13 protein-coding genes and 2 pseudogenes are annotated in these 13678 nt (G+C 60.1%); 2 read left to right on the forward strand and 13 right to left on the reverse strand.

All coding sequences use genetic code 11. The features are described from left to right. Positions 1-58: 58 nt before the first annotated feature. The 9 genes and pseudogenes from C5J26_RS29235 to C5J26_RS29275 all read right to left on the reverse strand — a co-directional run bounded on the left by C5J26_RS29235 (position 59) and on the right by C5J26_RS29275 (position 7659). Positions 59-1405: an extracellular solute-binding protein gene (locus C5J26_RS29235; protein WP_105404953.1), complete on the reverse strand. Its 1347-nt coding sequence runs from the start codon at positions 1403-1405 to the stop codon at positions 59-61. Positions 1406-1592: 187 nt separating this feature from the next. Then, positions 1593-1889, reverse strand: coding sequence for an addiction module antidote protein (locus tag C5J26_RS29240; protein ID WP_105404971.1), 297 nt, complete (start codon positions 1887-1889; stop codon positions 1593-1595). A gap of 2 nt (positions 1890-1891) precedes the next feature. Continuing rightward, positions 1892-2182, reverse strand: a complete 291-nt coding sequence (locus C5J26_RS29245) for a type II toxin-antitoxin system RelE/ParE family toxin (protein WP_105404954.1) — start codon at positions 2180-2182, stop codon at positions 1892-1894. A 42-nt stretch (positions 2183-2224) separates the two neighbouring features. Further along, positions 2225-3286, reverse strand: a complete 1062-nt coding sequence (gene modC, locus C5J26_RS29250; RefSeq protein ID WP_105404955.1) for a molybdenum ABC transporter ATP-binding protein — start codon at positions 3284-3286, stop codon at positions 2225-2227. Next, on the reverse strand, positions 3283-3984 hold the full coding sequence (gene modB / locus C5J26_RS29255) for a molybdate ABC transporter permease subunit (RefSeq protein ID WP_105404956.1): 702 nt from the start codon (positions 3982-3984) through the stop codon (positions 3283-3285). Before modB ends, modC begins: the two co-directional genes overlap by 4 nt. A gap of 214 nt (positions 3985-4198) precedes the next feature. Then, entirely contained in the window at positions 4199-4426 is a 228-nt protein-coding gene (locus C5J26_RS29260) for a hypothetical protein (RefSeq protein WP_105404957.1), read from the reverse strand. Between the two features lie 85 nt (positions 4427-4511). Next, on the reverse strand, positions 4512-4742 hold the full coding sequence (locus C5J26_RS29265; protein ID WP_105404958.1) for a hypothetical protein: 231 nt from the start codon (positions 4740-4742) through the stop codon (positions 4512-4514). Positions 4743-5038: 296 nt separating this feature from the next. Further along, positions 5039-5833 (reverse strand): molybdate ABC transporter substrate-binding protein, encoded by a 795-nt coding sequence (gene modA / locus C5J26_RS29270; RefSeq protein WP_105404959.1) that lies wholly within the window; start codon positions 5831-5833, stop codon positions 5039-5041. An 888-nt stretch (positions 5834-6721) separates the two neighbouring features. Next, positions 6722-7659: pseudogene (locus tag C5J26_RS29275) on the reverse strand (LysR family transcriptional regulator). Positions 7660-7728: 69 nt separating this feature from the next. On the opposite strand from C5J26_RS29275, the gene C5J26_RS29280 reads away from it, so the two are divergent. Next, positions 7729-9087, forward strand: coding sequence for an MmgE/PrpD family protein (locus tag C5J26_RS29280; protein WP_105404961.1), 1359 nt, complete (start codon positions 7729-7731; stop codon positions 9085-9087). Positions 9088-9135: 48 nt separating this feature from the next. On the opposite strand, the gene C5J26_RS29285 is transcribed toward C5J26_RS29280, so the two are convergent. From C5J26_RS29285 to C5J26_RS29290, 3 genes are all read right to left on the reverse strand, one after another. Next, positions 9136-9774: a LysR substrate-binding domain-containing protein gene (locus C5J26_RS29285; RefSeq protein ID WP_245441320.1), complete on the reverse strand. Its 639-nt coding sequence runs from the start codon at positions 9772-9774 to the stop codon at positions 9136-9138. After that, positions 9722-10072 (reverse strand): LysR family transcriptional regulator, encoded by a 351-nt coding sequence (locus C5J26_RS33445; protein WP_342588885.1) that lies wholly within the window; start codon positions 10070-10072, stop codon positions 9722-9724. Before C5J26_RS33445 ends, C5J26_RS29285 begins: the two co-directional genes overlap by 53 nt. Positions 10073-10276: 204 nt before the next feature. After that, entirely contained in the window at positions 10277-10768 is a 492-nt protein-coding gene (locus tag C5J26_RS29290; RefSeq protein ID WP_245437448.1) for a carboxylesterase family protein, read from the reverse strand. A gap of 455 nt (positions 10769-11223) precedes the next feature. Here C5J26_RS29290 and C5J26_RS29295 point away from each other — a divergent pair, with 455 nt between their 5' ends. After that, positions 11224-12660, forward strand: coding sequence for a DUF6880 family protein (locus C5J26_RS29295; protein ID WP_105404962.1), 1437 nt, complete (start codon positions 11224-11226; stop codon positions 12658-12660). 87 nt (positions 12661-12747) lie between these two features. Here the strand turns inward: C5J26_RS29295 and C5J26_RS29300 are convergent. Beyond that, positions 12748-13678: pseudogene (locus tag C5J26_RS29300) on the reverse strand (mandelate racemase/muconate lactonizing enzyme family protein); the annotation flags it as partial.

Genomic DNA, 13678 nt, shown 5'->3' on the forward strand with positions numbered 1-13678 from the left:
TCGCCCGGACAGTCCACGATTTATCCCGCCCTGTCCGAGCAGGATAAGTCGCCTGGCATCAGCGGATGATGATCGCCGCGCCGAGTGTCGACTTCAGCTCGGCTTCGGCATCGTTGACCGCGGCATCGGCGGTCTTGGCACCCGTCCAGGAGGCTTCGAAGTTCTTCCACATGATCGTCCAGTATTTACCGAAATCGGCATTGTTCGGCATGGCGTTGGCATGCGGCAGAAGGCGTTCGGTGGCTTCCGAAGCCCAGCGGTCGGCCGCATAGAGGTCGACCTTGGTTTCGGAAGGCGAGATGCCGAGATGGGCGGACTTGATCGCATGCAGGGCATTGATGCGCGGCTCGGAGGCGATCTTGATCAGGTCGGCAGCGATCTGGGTTTCTTCTTCGGTATGACCGGCCATCAGCAGGTAAGCGAGCGGATGGGTCAGCGTGTTGGCCTTGCCGCCCTCGCCGCCCGGTACCAGCGTGAACTGGACGTTGGTGAAGAAGTCCTTCAGGCCTTCCTGGTTGACGAGGCGGGCATAGTGCCAGGTGCCGCCGTGCCAGATGCCGGCCTTGCCGGTGGCAACTTCCTTCCACCACTGGTCGCCCGGCATGCCGACATGGTTCTTCTTGGTGACGCCGGCCTTCACGAGATCGGCAAAATACTGGTAGGTGCGCTTCATCGCGGCCTTGTCGAAGACGAGCTTGCCTTCCTCTTCCATCACGCCGCCGAAGGACGTGTAGAACTGCCAGTAGTCCGGGCCGTTATTGGTGCGCGGATAAAAGCCGTAGCCGGCCTGGACGAGGCCCTTGCCCTGCATCTTCTTGGCGTCTTCGAGTACGTTCTTGAGCGTATATTCGCCCTTTTCGACCTTGGCCGGCAGGGCCTCGATATCGGCATCCGAATAGCCGATCGCCTTCATGTAAGGCTTCCAGAAGAAGAACGGACGGGATTCTGCGTCCTGCGGGATGCCGTAGACGGTACCGTTGAAGGAGGTGATCTCCATCAGGTTCGGATAGATGTCGCTGATCGGCCAGCTGTCGAGGTCGATGAACTTCTCGACCGGAACGATGAGGCCGGCCTGCGCCCAGGGGCCGATGTCTTCATGGCCGGTGGCGACGATGTTCGGAGCCTTCTTGGCTTCGGCGGCGAGCGTCAGGGCCTGTTTGAAATCTTCCCAACCGGAATAGGGCGTCTTCTGGACGATGATATTGAGCTGCTGGCCGCGGATGGCGGCTTCGCGCTCGAGAATATCGGCTGCGATGTCGAAGGCATCGGTGCGGTAGTTGTCGTTCGGCCCGGAACCGCCGGACCAAACGGAAATGGTGACATCCTTGGCGGACGCGAAGACGGCGGTCGAGGTCAAGAGAACGGCCGCGAGCGTGGCGGACTTGAGTATCGGAAGAACAGTCATGGTTTACTCCCCGAAGAGCGAAATGGCTTCTTCCGAACCCTGAAAGACCTGTCGGCCGAGGCTGCGGAAGCGCTGAAGATCATCAACAGGAAGCGGTCTAGCGGGGCTCCTTAACACCCGGATGACAAAATGTACGCGTGTGCAAAATTTCTTCGAAGAATCGTTCTGCCGTCTGCTGGGGCCGACCCTATGCGGCTTCGTTGGTGGAAACCACCGTGACTCGGAGTCCGAGGGCCTTCAAGACACCGAGCAACGTGGAGAGCTTCGGATCTCCCTTATCGCTCAGCGCCTTGTAGAGCGCCTCGCGGGTAATGCCCGCTTCCTTGGCGACATTGGTCATGCCCATGGAGCGGGCAACATCGCCAAGGGCGATCGAGATAAGTTTCGGATCCCCGTCCTCGAAAGCTGCTTCGAGATAAGCAACGCGCGCTTCGGGCGCCTTCAGGTAGTCCTGAACGTCCCATTTCGTCGTTTCAATAGGCACTGTCATATCTCCTTCGCCATCTGTTTTGCCGAAGCGATGTCCCTGCTTTGGGTGCTCTTGTCTCCGCCACAGAGCAAGATGATGATTTCCTGGCCCTGTTGGATGAAATACAGCCGGTAGCCAGGACCGTAGGTAATACGCGCCTCGCTGACGCCTTCGCCGACTGGCTTCACATCGCCAAGATTGCCAATTTCCATACGGCGAATCCGCGTAACTATTCGCATTCGGGCGTTATGGTCCCGAAGTTCGCTGAACCATTTTGAAAAGGTTGCCGTCTTGCGAACTTCGATCATATGTAATCTATAGTTCACAGTCGACGTAAGATCAATGCCCGCCTACCGTTCCAGCGCCACTGTCTTTATCACGGCAAAAACCGGCTTTTCCAGCTTCAGGTCGAGCCGTTCGACGGAAAGTGCGGTGATGCGGGCGAGCACGGTATCTCCGCCGCAGCGAATGTGGATGCGGGCCATGCCGTCCCCGTCCGGCTCGATCGCGGCGATTATGCCGTCAAGGATGTTGAGAGCGCTCAGGCCTTCCGGCCGCCGGGTGGCGACCATGACGTCCCGTTCGGGGATATGCACGCGGACGCTCCGGCCTTCTTCGGCATGCGCATTCGGTACGACGATCTGCGCCTGCGAAAGCCGAACGGTCGCCAATCGGTGCGGGATATCGATCGTCTCGATCGTGCCGGTCAGTACTGCGCCGGCATCGCGGCGATCCGCCGAAGGCATAGAGAGGACTTCCGACGGCGTGCCGACGGCCTCGACCCGGCCCTCCTTCATTATCACCACCTTGTCGGCAAGCCGCGCCACTTCCGAAACCGAATGGCTGACATAAACGATCGGCGTCGAGGTTTCGTCGCGCAGACGTTCGAGATAGGGCAGGATCTCGGCCTTGCGCAGGTCGTCGAGCGCGGCAAGCGGCTCATCCATCAGAAGGAGACGCGGAGCGGAGAGCAACGCCCGGCCGATCGCGACGCGCTGTTTTTCGCCGCCTGAAAGCTTCCCCGGCCGCCGCTCGAGCAACAGCCCGATGCCCAGCAATTCGACAATCCGATCGAAATCTTCCGGCCGCGTGGTCTTGGGCGCGAACCACCGGCCATAGGCAAGGTTCTGGCGCACCGAGAGATGCGGGAAAAGCCGGCTCTCCTGGAAGACGTAGCCGAAACGTCGTTTGTGCTTTGGCACGAAAATGCGGCTTTCGGTGTCGAACAGCGTTTCGCCATCGACCACCAGCCGCCCGTGGTCCGGCTTCGACAGTCCCGCGATCACCCGCACCAGCGACGTCTTGCCGGAGCCCGAAGGCCCGAACAGCGCGGTGACGCCGCCATCCGAGGTGAAGCCCGCGTCGAGAATAAACTCTCCCAGCGTCTGCCGTGCCTTAACGACGAGGGTCATTCGATATCAACCCTCTTGCCGACCAGATAGGCCAGGAACTCTGAGGCGAGCAGCGCTGCAAACGAGATGGCGATCGCCACCAGCGTCAGCCGCATCGCCCCGGCATCGCCGCCCGGCACCTGCGTGAACGTGTAGATGGCTGCCGAAAGGGTCTGGGTTTCACCGGGAATATTGGAGACGAAGGTGATCGTCGCGCCGAACTCGCCCATCGCCTTGGCGAAGGCGAGGATCATGCCGGCGATCACGCCTGGCAGGATGAGCGGCAGGGTCACGGTGATGAAAACCCAGGTGGGTCCGGCGCCGAGCGTGCCGGCCGCCTCTTCCAGCTTGCGGTCGACGGATTCGATCGACAGCCGGATGGACCGTACCATCAGCGGAAAGCCCATGACGCCGCAGGCAAGTGCTGCACCCGTCCAGCGGAAGGAGAGAACGATGCCGAGATATTCGTTGAGAAAGGCGCCGACGACGCCGCGTCGTCCGAACAATATCAGCAGCAGAAAGCCGGTGACGACCGGCGGCAGGATAAGCGGTAGATGGACGATGCCGTTCAGGATCGACTTGCCCCAGAATTTTCCGCGGGCGAGCAGGTAGGCGACGAGAAGGCCGAACGGCAGGCTGACGATCATGGCGACGGCGGAGACCTTCAGGCTGAGCCTGATCGCGGTCCATTCCTCGTCGCTCAATGCCAGCCAGTCCAAACGCCGATCCCATCCGTAGCCGCGATGCAATATATCGCATTGGATATATCGAGACGGGTCTGATGGCTAGGTCCTGGCGGAAAAGTTACCGGAGGGCTGTGAAAAAGGCGGTGGGAGAGCGCCGGGTCTACCGCTGCTCTCCCTGCACCATCGCATTCACAAGATGGTCTACTGAACGAAGGCCCTTGGAGCCTCGGTTTTCATGCGCGACGGCTTAGCGGTTGTCGCGGCTCGTGTTGCCGAAGATCGACTGGCTTTCCTGGCGATCGGTGTCGCGGATCTGGATGCTGCCGGTGCGGACGTCGTCCACATTGCCGCTATTGACCCGGGCGGAAGCATGCGTCTTCGAGGTGCCTTCAAAATAGTCGCCCTCGGCGAGAGCCGAGCCTCCGAAGGAAGCGGCAGCGATCATGGCGGCGATAGCGGAGATGGAAGTCTTCATTGTCCTAGTCCTTTCAGAGTTCGTCCGGGGCTTGAGTTTGCGACCTGCCTGCCGGACAATGTTCGGTATCTTGAATGAGCTGCGGCTAGCGATTGTCGCGGCTTTCGTGCTTGAAGATCGGCTGGTCGCCGCGATTGTCGTTGGCGCGAACCTGGTCGATGCTGCCGGTCCTGACATTGTCGACCTTGTCGTTGGTCTGCACCGTTGCTTGTCCCTTGGCCGCACCCTGATAATAATCGCCTTCTGCAAGGGCGACGCCGGCGAAGGAAGCCGAAGCGATCATGGCTGCGGCAAAAGTTGAAAGTACTGTCTTCATTATCGTATTCCTCAGTTGCTAAACGGAGCCGTTTGGGAGCCGGCATCCGCTCGGTGGTATTTGGAAGCGTTGTCTGCTTCCGGTCATGGAGATGGGGAAACCCAATCGAGGTCGCTAGGGCATGATTTCCAAACGGAATGTTCGGGATTCGAGAACAAACGATCGCGTGAGACCGGTTGAAATCGAGATTCGGACAGCGCTGGGCGGAGAGGCTCGCTCTTGAGAACGGTTCGGTCGGCAACGGAAAACGGCCCTGAAAATGGGCCGTTTCGATGAGTTCGCCGGAGTGCTTGCGGCTACTCCAGAACCGTAAAACCTTCCTTTTCGAAGAATGGCGCCGCCTTGTTCGACGTCAGATAGTCGAGATAGGCGGGCGCATCCTTGGACTTCGATTCCGACAGGATGGCGATCGGATAAATGATCGCCGGGTGGGTGTCGGCCGGGAACGTGCCGACGATGGCAACACCCGGATCGGCGGCCGCGTCCGTCTGGTAGACGATGCCGTAAGGCGCTTCGCCGCGCGAGACGAACGCGAGTGCTGCGCGCACATTTTCGGCGCTTGCGACGCTCTTTTCGACCGACGACCAGAGGCCGAGCTTTTCGAGCGAGGCCTTGGCGTATTTGCCGGCCGGAACCGCGTTCGGCTCACCCATGGCGAGCCTGCCGCCTTTGAGCAGGCCCACGAGATCGAAGCCCGGCCTGATGTCGACCGGCTTGGCGGCGTCCTTGGCGGCGACCAGCACGATCCGGTTGCCGAGCCAGTTGATCCTGGCGTCTTCCCTCACGAGCGTCTTGTCGGAGAGATATTTCATCCAGTCGAGATCGGCCGAAATGAAGATATCCGCTGGCGCGCCGCTCTCGATCTGCTTGGCGAGCGCCGAACTTGCGGCGTAGGAAACGGTGACTTGCCCGCCACCCAGTGCTCCCCACGCCTTGTTGGCGTTGTCGAGCGCGTTCTTCATGCTGGCTGCTGCAAAGACGGTGACTTTTTCCTGCGCTGCGGCGGGAGCCGCAAACGAGGCGATCGACACGAGGGCGGCTGCCACCGACCTCACCGCGAGCCTGATCCAGGAATGCCGATAAACGTTCATGATTTCCTCTCCGATCCTTAAGCGAGATATTCCTTTGGATATCTCGCTGGCGAGGTTTTGACTAGCGTTATATCCCGCAAGATATCTTGATCGGTTGGTGGCGCAGGCTCATCGTCGGTGAGGATTGCTCCAGCGAGCAGGTGTTCATATCGAAAGTGGCCCGTGTTCCGATCCCGGCTGATATCTTCTAGGGATTGGCTAAGGGGCGTCGCGCCGGGTTACCGATCTCTGCGTGAGCCTCGCGATTGTGCACGCAAGGCGCGCCCGATAAGGCCGGAGCGCAATCTGTCGGGATGCTTCGCACACCCCTTGCGCCGACGCCGGTTTCAGCCGCCCTTGAAACAGGCCAATCGATGTCCATCCATGCGGGTCGTCGAGCGCGCAAGGCCTCGACTAAGCCCCGGCGAACGCGGACTCGTAGAAAGCTACTTCCTCTATTTTGAACGTTCTACCAAACGACGCGCAAGAACTCCAAGTACGGACCCAAGCGAGTATTTACGAGGAGCGGTCCATAATGAACGGCAGCTGGTGGCAGACAAGATCAATCCTGTCCGACAATGTGGTCAAATCCACGGGGGGATATTTTCGAGATGAGCGGACGCGTTAATGTGCATTGACGCACATGCGTCCATCGATCTGTTGCTGCATCGTATTGCTGTGGTAACGGGTGCCTCAAAAGGAAGCGGTGCCGTGATATGTTAATTATCGCGTAAATTTGAGCCATTTTTTCATTTCGCCGAGATCCACTCAGACCTTTTGAAACATGTTTGCCATCAATCCGATACGCTGCATTTCGTGGGTCAACGCAAACTGGGAAAATTGGTCAAATCCTGCTGCAACTCTACAGCCTACTATTTGTTGGCAACGCCCCGGGTGAAAACATTTCGCTCATGACCAGCCGGCAATGCTCTGCAGGAACAGGCCGGCGGCCCGTGACAGCGGATATTTTTCGCCGCTGAGCAGGCAATATGTGACCGGCAGATCCGGTTCAAGCGCGACGAACCGCAAGGGCAGCGCCGCGTATTCGCGGGCGATCAGTTCACTGACCAGCGCAATGCCAAGACCCTCGGCCGCCAGTGCGCAGGCGCTTGCGACGGAATGCGCCTCCAGCAACGGCCGCTGCCGCAAGCCGTGCTGATAGAACAGCGCCTCAAGCTGGTGGCGGACGGGCCGTTCGCGATTGAGGACGATGAGATCGTGGCCCTTCAGCTCGGCGATCGTCAGCGATGACCGCTCGGCGAGCGGATGATCGCGATGCAGTACGCAGACAATTCGCGACGGCAGCAGCTTTTCCTGCCGCAGTCCGGGAGTTGCCAGCGGCAGGCGTGCGAAACCGATATCGGCTTCACCATCGGCAACCATGCGTTCAAGCGCCAGATAATTGCCGGAGGCCAGTTCCACCCGCATCGGGCCGTTGGCGGCAAGAAAATCTCGGATCATTTTCGGTATCCGGTTCGACGATAGACTGGCCGGAAAAGCAAGCCTCAGCAGCATGTCGCGGGAGCGACCGTTCTCCAATTCGATGGCCGCCGTTTTAAGCACACGCAGGCGATCTGCGATGGCGCGGATTTCCGGTCCGAGCTGCAGGCCTTCACGCGTCGGCGCCAGGCGGTTCTTGTCACGCTCGAACAGGCGAACGCCGAGATAATCCTCCAGCTGCTGCAGTAGCCGGCTTGCATTCGATTGCGAAATGCCGAGCTCCAATGCTGCGGCAACCGTCGAGCCGGTGGCGGCGATCGCGTCATAGGCCTCGATATGCTTCAGGCTGATCGCCGCCTTCACCATGGAGAACCCCTTCCTTCGATAGACTTATTCGAAAACCGCATAAGATTGCGGCCTTCGTCGAAGTCGAACACTTTTGCCCGTGTACCAAGCGCAGCGAAAGACATTCGTCAATGACCACGATCCTATTCGATATCGCCCAACAGCTTTCAGCGCGGACGGAGTTTTCATCTCTTGCCATGGAGCGCGCCCGCGACGCGGTTATCGACACGCTCGGATGCATGATCGCCGGCACCAAGGATCCAAGCGTAGCGGCGGTTACCGCGGCTTTCGGCAGTGAGATATCGGGCGGCGGTTCCAGATGGCTTGTCACAGGCGGATACGCGTCGCCCTCGGTGGCGGCACTTGTGAACGGCACGGCGGCTCATGCTCTCGATTTCGATGATAATTTTCATCCCGGCCGGGCTCATGCGTCCGCAGTTCTGGTGCCGGCCCTGCTCGCCACCATACATTCGCAGCGCCCGATCAGCGGCAAGCCGTTTCTGGAAGCCTATCTCACCGGGCTCGAGGCCCAGGCGGCGGTCGGTTTTGGGGTCAATCCCTCCCATTACAACAGAGGTTGGCATGGTACCTCCACGGTCGGCGCGATCGGAACGACCGCCGGCGTCGCGCGCCTCCTCGGCGCCAGCATCGAGGAGACGGCGCAGGCCATGAGCCTGGCCACCTCGATGGCATCCGGCCCCAAGGGCCAGTTCGGCACCCCGGCCAAACCGCTGCATGCCGGAATTGCAGCGCGCAATGCAGTCGAAGCCGCCTTGCTGGCAATGTCAGGCAGCGGCGGCCGGCTCGACATCCTTGAGCGCCCGCAGGGTTTTTTGGATCTCTTTGGCGGCGGTGAAGCCCAAGGTTGGGCGGACTGGCGGCTGGATGAAGCCCATATCATTGAAACCCGCGGTCTCGTCACCAAGCGCCATCCTTGCTGCGCCTCGACGCATCGGGCAATCGACGCACTTTTCGACCTGAAACAAGAATATCGGCTGAGTGCCGGTGAGATCGATCGTATCGACGTCAAAGTCGGGATTTCAGCCGCCCGCAATCTTGCTTATCCTCGGCCCGAGAACGAGATGCAGGCCCGCTTCTCGATGCCGTATTGCCTTGCGAGGGCGATGCTGCAGGACACGCTCAGCCTGTCGGACTTCGCGCCCGCCGCCCTTCGACAGGCAGACGTCCTTGCGCTGATGTCGCGGATCGAGATGCATTCCTACACATCAGGCGAGGAGTACGGTCATGATCGTCTTCCGCATGTGCTGACTGTGACACTGCGGGACGGTACGGGCCTGTCCAGCCAACGGCTTCATGCCAAGGGATCGATCGAGGCCCCCCTCGATGCCGGCCAGCGACGAAGCAAATTCTTCGATTGCGCTCGTTGGGGCTCCGGACATGCGACCGATGATCTCTACGACAACCTCCTGGATCTCTCTCAGTCGACATCGGTATCAAATCTCCTGAATTTGCTTGCGGCGTCGTCTTGAGCGAGGCATCTGAAGGCGAAGTTTCAGCACCAAATCAGTGTCAACTTCCTAAACGGGTGGTATTGCCTCAAGCCTGCGAAAATGCGGCACGTCCATTGCCCAGCGCTCGATCGAGGAGATCAGCCGCTCAACAGTCGCAGGCAGCGGTACGCCGGTTGCCGTGATGACGCCCCAGTAGAACGGAATGTGGAAGGCGAGCGGCAGGATCACCACATCCTTGATCGGAAGGCCCGTCAGAGTAACGGACTCAACGATCGCCACGCCAAGTCCCGATCGAGCCAGCGCGAGCGACACATAAGTCGCATTGCTGTCGATAATTCCACCCGTTTCGATCGACTGTTCCGCAAGTGCCTTGTCGATCCTCATCCTCAGCCGATAGGGGTTGGCGGAAGCGATCAGCCGGCGGCCCTTCAGGTTTTCCGCGGAAAGCAGATCGAGACCGGCCAGGGGATCGTTTACGGCGACAACGGCGACACAGGGGACTTCGCCCACCCAATGCACATCCACCCCCGGATTATCCAGCGGAAGGCTTGCGATGCCGATATCAGCAGTTCGCGCCACGACCGCCTGCACGACATTTTCAGCCGACGTGCTTCGAAGGTGGACATGATCCGGAAACTGGTCCGCGGGTAAGTCACTGAGGGCGAGCGGGACAATGCTCGCGGCGATGGCCGGGATCGACGCCACCTCGATAGGCGTCGCCCGCGCTGTCGCGATCGACCGGGCACGTTCGCTGATCGTGCGCAATCCGCTCAAGAACAGCTCCGCCTGCGCAAAGAAGGCCACGCCATGCTCCGTCGGCGCTATCCGCGGACCGTTTGCGATGCAGGATCGGAAATCCGAGTTCCTGCTCCAGATCTTGTATGAGCCGGGTAATCACCGGCTGCGACTTGCCCAGCGCTTTGGCAGCTCCTGTCATACTGCCGATCGAGATCACGGCAACGAACGCCTCGAGCTGTTTCGTATCCAGATAGTCAGGGGGCATCCAAAATCCCGAATTCGGCAAGACCGCAAAGCTTGGCAATTGTTGCAAGCCGACTAGATGTCTTCTTAGACCGGCTCGGATTGCCCGATAATACCCATAGGTCGATTTGCTCAGCGGAAGCTGGAGGTGGATTGAACAAGATCGGCAATCTCCATCATCGAAGCGAAGCCCATAAAGCGACAGGCTCGCCCCAGGGAAGCCTGGTTAGGCGGGCGGCCTTTCCCAAAGCGCCGTTCGGCTGTCGAAGGGATCGATCGAGAGGCGGAATACGCCCTTCTCCATATGCAGGACCTGTGGCTTTGCGCCGGAATAACGAGGCCACCTGCCTGCCGGCGTCTCAGGCGCCGCGTCGCGAATAAACGAGACCCAGACGTCGTGAACCGCTGTCGCGAAGGTCCTATCCCTGACGGACTGGCGGGTCGGCAGATGGCTGACGTCCATTCCCTGGCGATACCAGACCTCGCCGACCTCCGCACCGTGTGGCGCGCCAAGCTCGTTCGGCTCGACGGGACCATAGAGATATTTATAGACCGGCTGATGCGCGGCATGGAGGCGCGCGAACCGGGTGGCAGGGTTCTGGAATACCAGGTCACCGCCGACGGCCCTCCAGATCCCGCGTGCCGTGTGCTGCGGAAGAGCTTCACGATATCGCCGGACGACCTCGACGCCGGTCAGTCCCAAAGGCAAATGGAACAAGGTTGGTTTCTAAAAGAATTTCATGTCTCAGGTCATTTTATCCTTCAATGCCGAAGATGCACGGCTCGGTCTTCAGCCACAGTCGCTGGCAGTGCCTGAGCCCTATCGGTCCAACATCGACGGGGTCCATTTTTTGAATGAGGATGCTCAACTACGCGCAGGCGCCAAAGGGAACTAAAATGACCCAAGACTCCGTAACTGGTCACCGACCAACGATCATTGTCCTTGATACGCCGAACGAAGCCGCGTGGAATGCCAGTAAACAGGGGCCGTCGTCTCCTTGTTGACAAGGGATATGATGCCGACAGCATCCGTCAAGAGCTTCTTTCCATGGCACACGCCCAGTCATTCCGCCTCGAGCAAGCAGAAAACGCCTAAATCTAAAGGCACGCCATTGCTACCTTGCGCCATCCGGCCGCAAGGCTAGTGTTGGATGCAAACGACAGCGGAAATCGATGGCAGCCAAGACGACACTCAACGCGAAAAATCTGGAAACGCTCGGCGCGCCGCGTCTGGCCGAACTGCTCATCGAGATCAGCACCGGCAGCGCCGCAAACAAACGACGGCTTCGCATGGAGCTTGCCGGTAATCACAGCGGTGCCGAGATTGCACGCGAAGTGCGCAAGCGGTTCGCAAGCATTGCCCGTTCGCGAACCGTCATAAACTGGCGCAAGGTGAAGGCAGTTACGGCAGACCTGGAGACGCAGCGCAAAACGATCGTCGATGTCGTTGCCCCCGACGATCCGAAGGAAGCCCTGGAGCTCGCCTGGCAACTCCTGGCGCTGGCCGATCCCATCTTTCAGAGGTCCGCCAACGAAAGCAGCTCGATCATCGAAAGCTTCCACCAGACATGCGTGGACGCCGGTGTGATCGCCACGTCGGCCGGTGTCGAGAAGGACGCCCTTGCCGACAAGATCTGCGCTGCGGTGCAGAACAACGACTATGGCCAGTATGATCCGCTGATTGCGGCTATGGCGCCCGCGCTCGGCAAGGATGGCCTTGAACGACTACAGGCCCTGTTCATGCAGTGGTCGAAGGAACCTGAGGACAAGGTAGTCCAAAGCGGCTGTCAGGTTCTCGGCTGGAGCAGCCAAGGAGCGATCCACGAAGTCCAAGTCTACGGAAATCACCGGGAACGGACGGTGCGCATTGCCTTGCAGGAAATCGCCGATGCCCAGGGCGACGTGGATGCGTATATCGCCCAGCAGCCAGAAAAAACCCGCAAGGCGCCCCTGGTGGCGACAGACATCGCTCGTCGGCTCCTTTCCGCAGGACGCGCCGCCGAGGCACTCGAAACGCTGGACGCGATCGACACCCGGAGCCGTGTCGACGCTCCGATCGAGTGGCAACTCGCCCGTGTCGAGGTACTCGAAGCCTTGGGGGGCGCGGACGAAGCGCAGGCGGATCGATGGAAGTGGTTTGAGCAGTCACTGAACGACGTGCACCTGCGTGCCTTTATCCGCCGGTTGCCGGACTTCGATGACATGGAGGCCGAGGAAAAGGCGTTCGCTTTTGCCCAAGCATTTCCGGAGGTGCATCGAGCACTCGCGTTTTTCCTGCACTGGCCAGCACTGGCCGAGGCGGCCAAGCTCGTGCTGAAGCGAAAGGGAGAACTCAATGGCGATCTCTACGACCTGATGACGCCGGCGGCAGAAGCGCTGGCCGAGAAACATCCGCTCGCGGCAACAATCGTGCTGCGCTCCATGATCGACTTCACGCTCGAGAACGCACGATCCAGCCGCTACAAACACGCGGCGCGGCATCTTGTCAGATGTGCATCGCTTACCTCTCACATCGAGGATTTCGCGGGCTTCGCTTCCCATGATGCCTATGTCACGGCACTGACGTCCCGACACGGCAACAAGCGTGGCTTCCGAAGCCTGATGCCGTAACTCGCGTGGTCGTCCAGCCGGTCAGGAGGATTTGCTCCTCAACAGCCGGGAACGCGGCGCGCTATTATCGTGACCAGGCCCCTGCTCTCAGGGACAGGCGGTCGAGCCGTCCGGCTTGCAGGTGATCTTCCGCTCCCAGTGAATGTAATCGTCCGTGGCCAGCACTTTTTCGTCGATCTCTAGACCCCAGCCCGGGCGATCCGGGCGCTGGTTCATATATCCATCCACCGGCATATACGGGTCGAGCGCCCAGGGCGCGTGCACATGCGGCTTGAACTCGAGGATCTTGAAGTTCAGCTGGGCGGCGCAGAAATGGATGTTCACGGCTGTTGCCAGCGGACCCATTGGGTTATGCGGCGCGATCGTCACGCAATGCGCTTCGGCAACCGCCGCGATGCGGCGCATTTCGGTGACGCCACCGACGACGCAAATGTCGGGCTGGATGATGTCGGCGCCGCGCGAGGTCAGCAGCGACAGGAATTCGAAGCGGTTGTAGAGAGATTCGCCGGTCGCCAATGGCACCGTTACCTTCGATTTCAGCTCCGCCCAAGCGGGAATATGTTCAGGTCGTATTGGTTCTTCGTAGAAAAGCGGATCATAGGGCGCGATCGTCGCAGCCAGCTGGACGGCCTGGTAGGATTCGTAGACCTTCGCATGCGCATCGAAGGCGAATTCGAAATGCGGAGGGGTGATCTCACGGATCTTGCCGAAATAGTCGCCCGTTTCCTTTGCCAGTTCGCCCCCAGCGGCTGTTGTGAAGATCGCGGCGATAGGGGCCTAGCTTGAACGCGGTATAACCGTAGTCTTCATGGAGCTTGAGCGTCTGATCGAGCGCGTCCTGTGGATCGGGTGCGGTATAGACGCCGCAATAGACACGGACGCGGTCACGCACATTGCCGCCCAGCAGCATGTAGACCGGCAGACCCGCAGCCTTGCCGGCGACATCCCACAACGCGTGGTCGATTGCAGAAATCGCGGCAAGGCCGAGCGCTCCGGGAGGAAACCAGCACTGCTGGGT

The sequence above is a fragment of the Neorhizobium sp. T7_12 genome, assembly GCF_002968535.1.
GTDB lineage: Bacteria > Pseudomonadota > Alphaproteobacteria > Rhizobiales > Rhizobiaceae > Neorhizobium > Neorhizobium tomejilense.

What these genes read in the sequence shown, in the direction of transcription:
- modC (WP_105404955.1), bottom strand. Translation starts at nt 3,286, where the DNA reads ATGACCCTCGTCGTTAAGGCACGGCAGACGCTGGGAGAGTTTATTCTC.
- C5J26_RS29235 (WP_105404953.1), bottom strand. Translation starts at nt 1,405, where the DNA reads ATGACTGTTCTTCCGATACTCAAGTCCGCCACGCTCGCGGCCGTTCTC.
- C5J26_RS29280 (WP_105404961.1), top strand. Translation starts at nt 7,729, where the DNA reads ATGACCACGATCCTATTCGATATCGCCCAACAGCTTTCAGCGCGGACG.
- C5J26_RS29260 (WP_105404957.1), bottom strand. Translation starts at nt 4,426, where the DNA reads ATGAAGACTTCCATCTCCGCTATCGCCGCCATGATCGCTGCCGCTTCC.
- C5J26_RS29295 (WP_105404962.1), top strand. Translation starts at nt 11,224, where the DNA reads ATGGCAGCCAAGACGACACTCAACGCGAAAAATCTGGAAACGCTCGGC.
- modA (WP_105404959.1), bottom strand. Translation starts at nt 5,833, where the DNA reads ATGAACGTTTATCGGCATTCCTGGATCAGGCTCGCGGTGAGGTCGGTG.
- C5J26_RS29245 (WP_105404954.1), bottom strand. Translation starts at nt 2,182, where the DNA reads ATGATCGAAGTTCGCAAGACGGCAACCTTTTCAAAATGGTTCAGCGAA.
- C5J26_RS33445 (WP_342588885.1), bottom strand. Translation starts at nt 10,072, where the DNA reads ATGCCCCCTGACTATCTGGATACGAAACAGCTCGAGGCGTTCGTTGCC.
- C5J26_RS29265 (WP_105404958.1), bottom strand. Translation starts at nt 4,742, where the DNA reads ATGAAGACAGTACTTTCAACTTTTGCCGCAGCCATGATCGCTTCGGCT.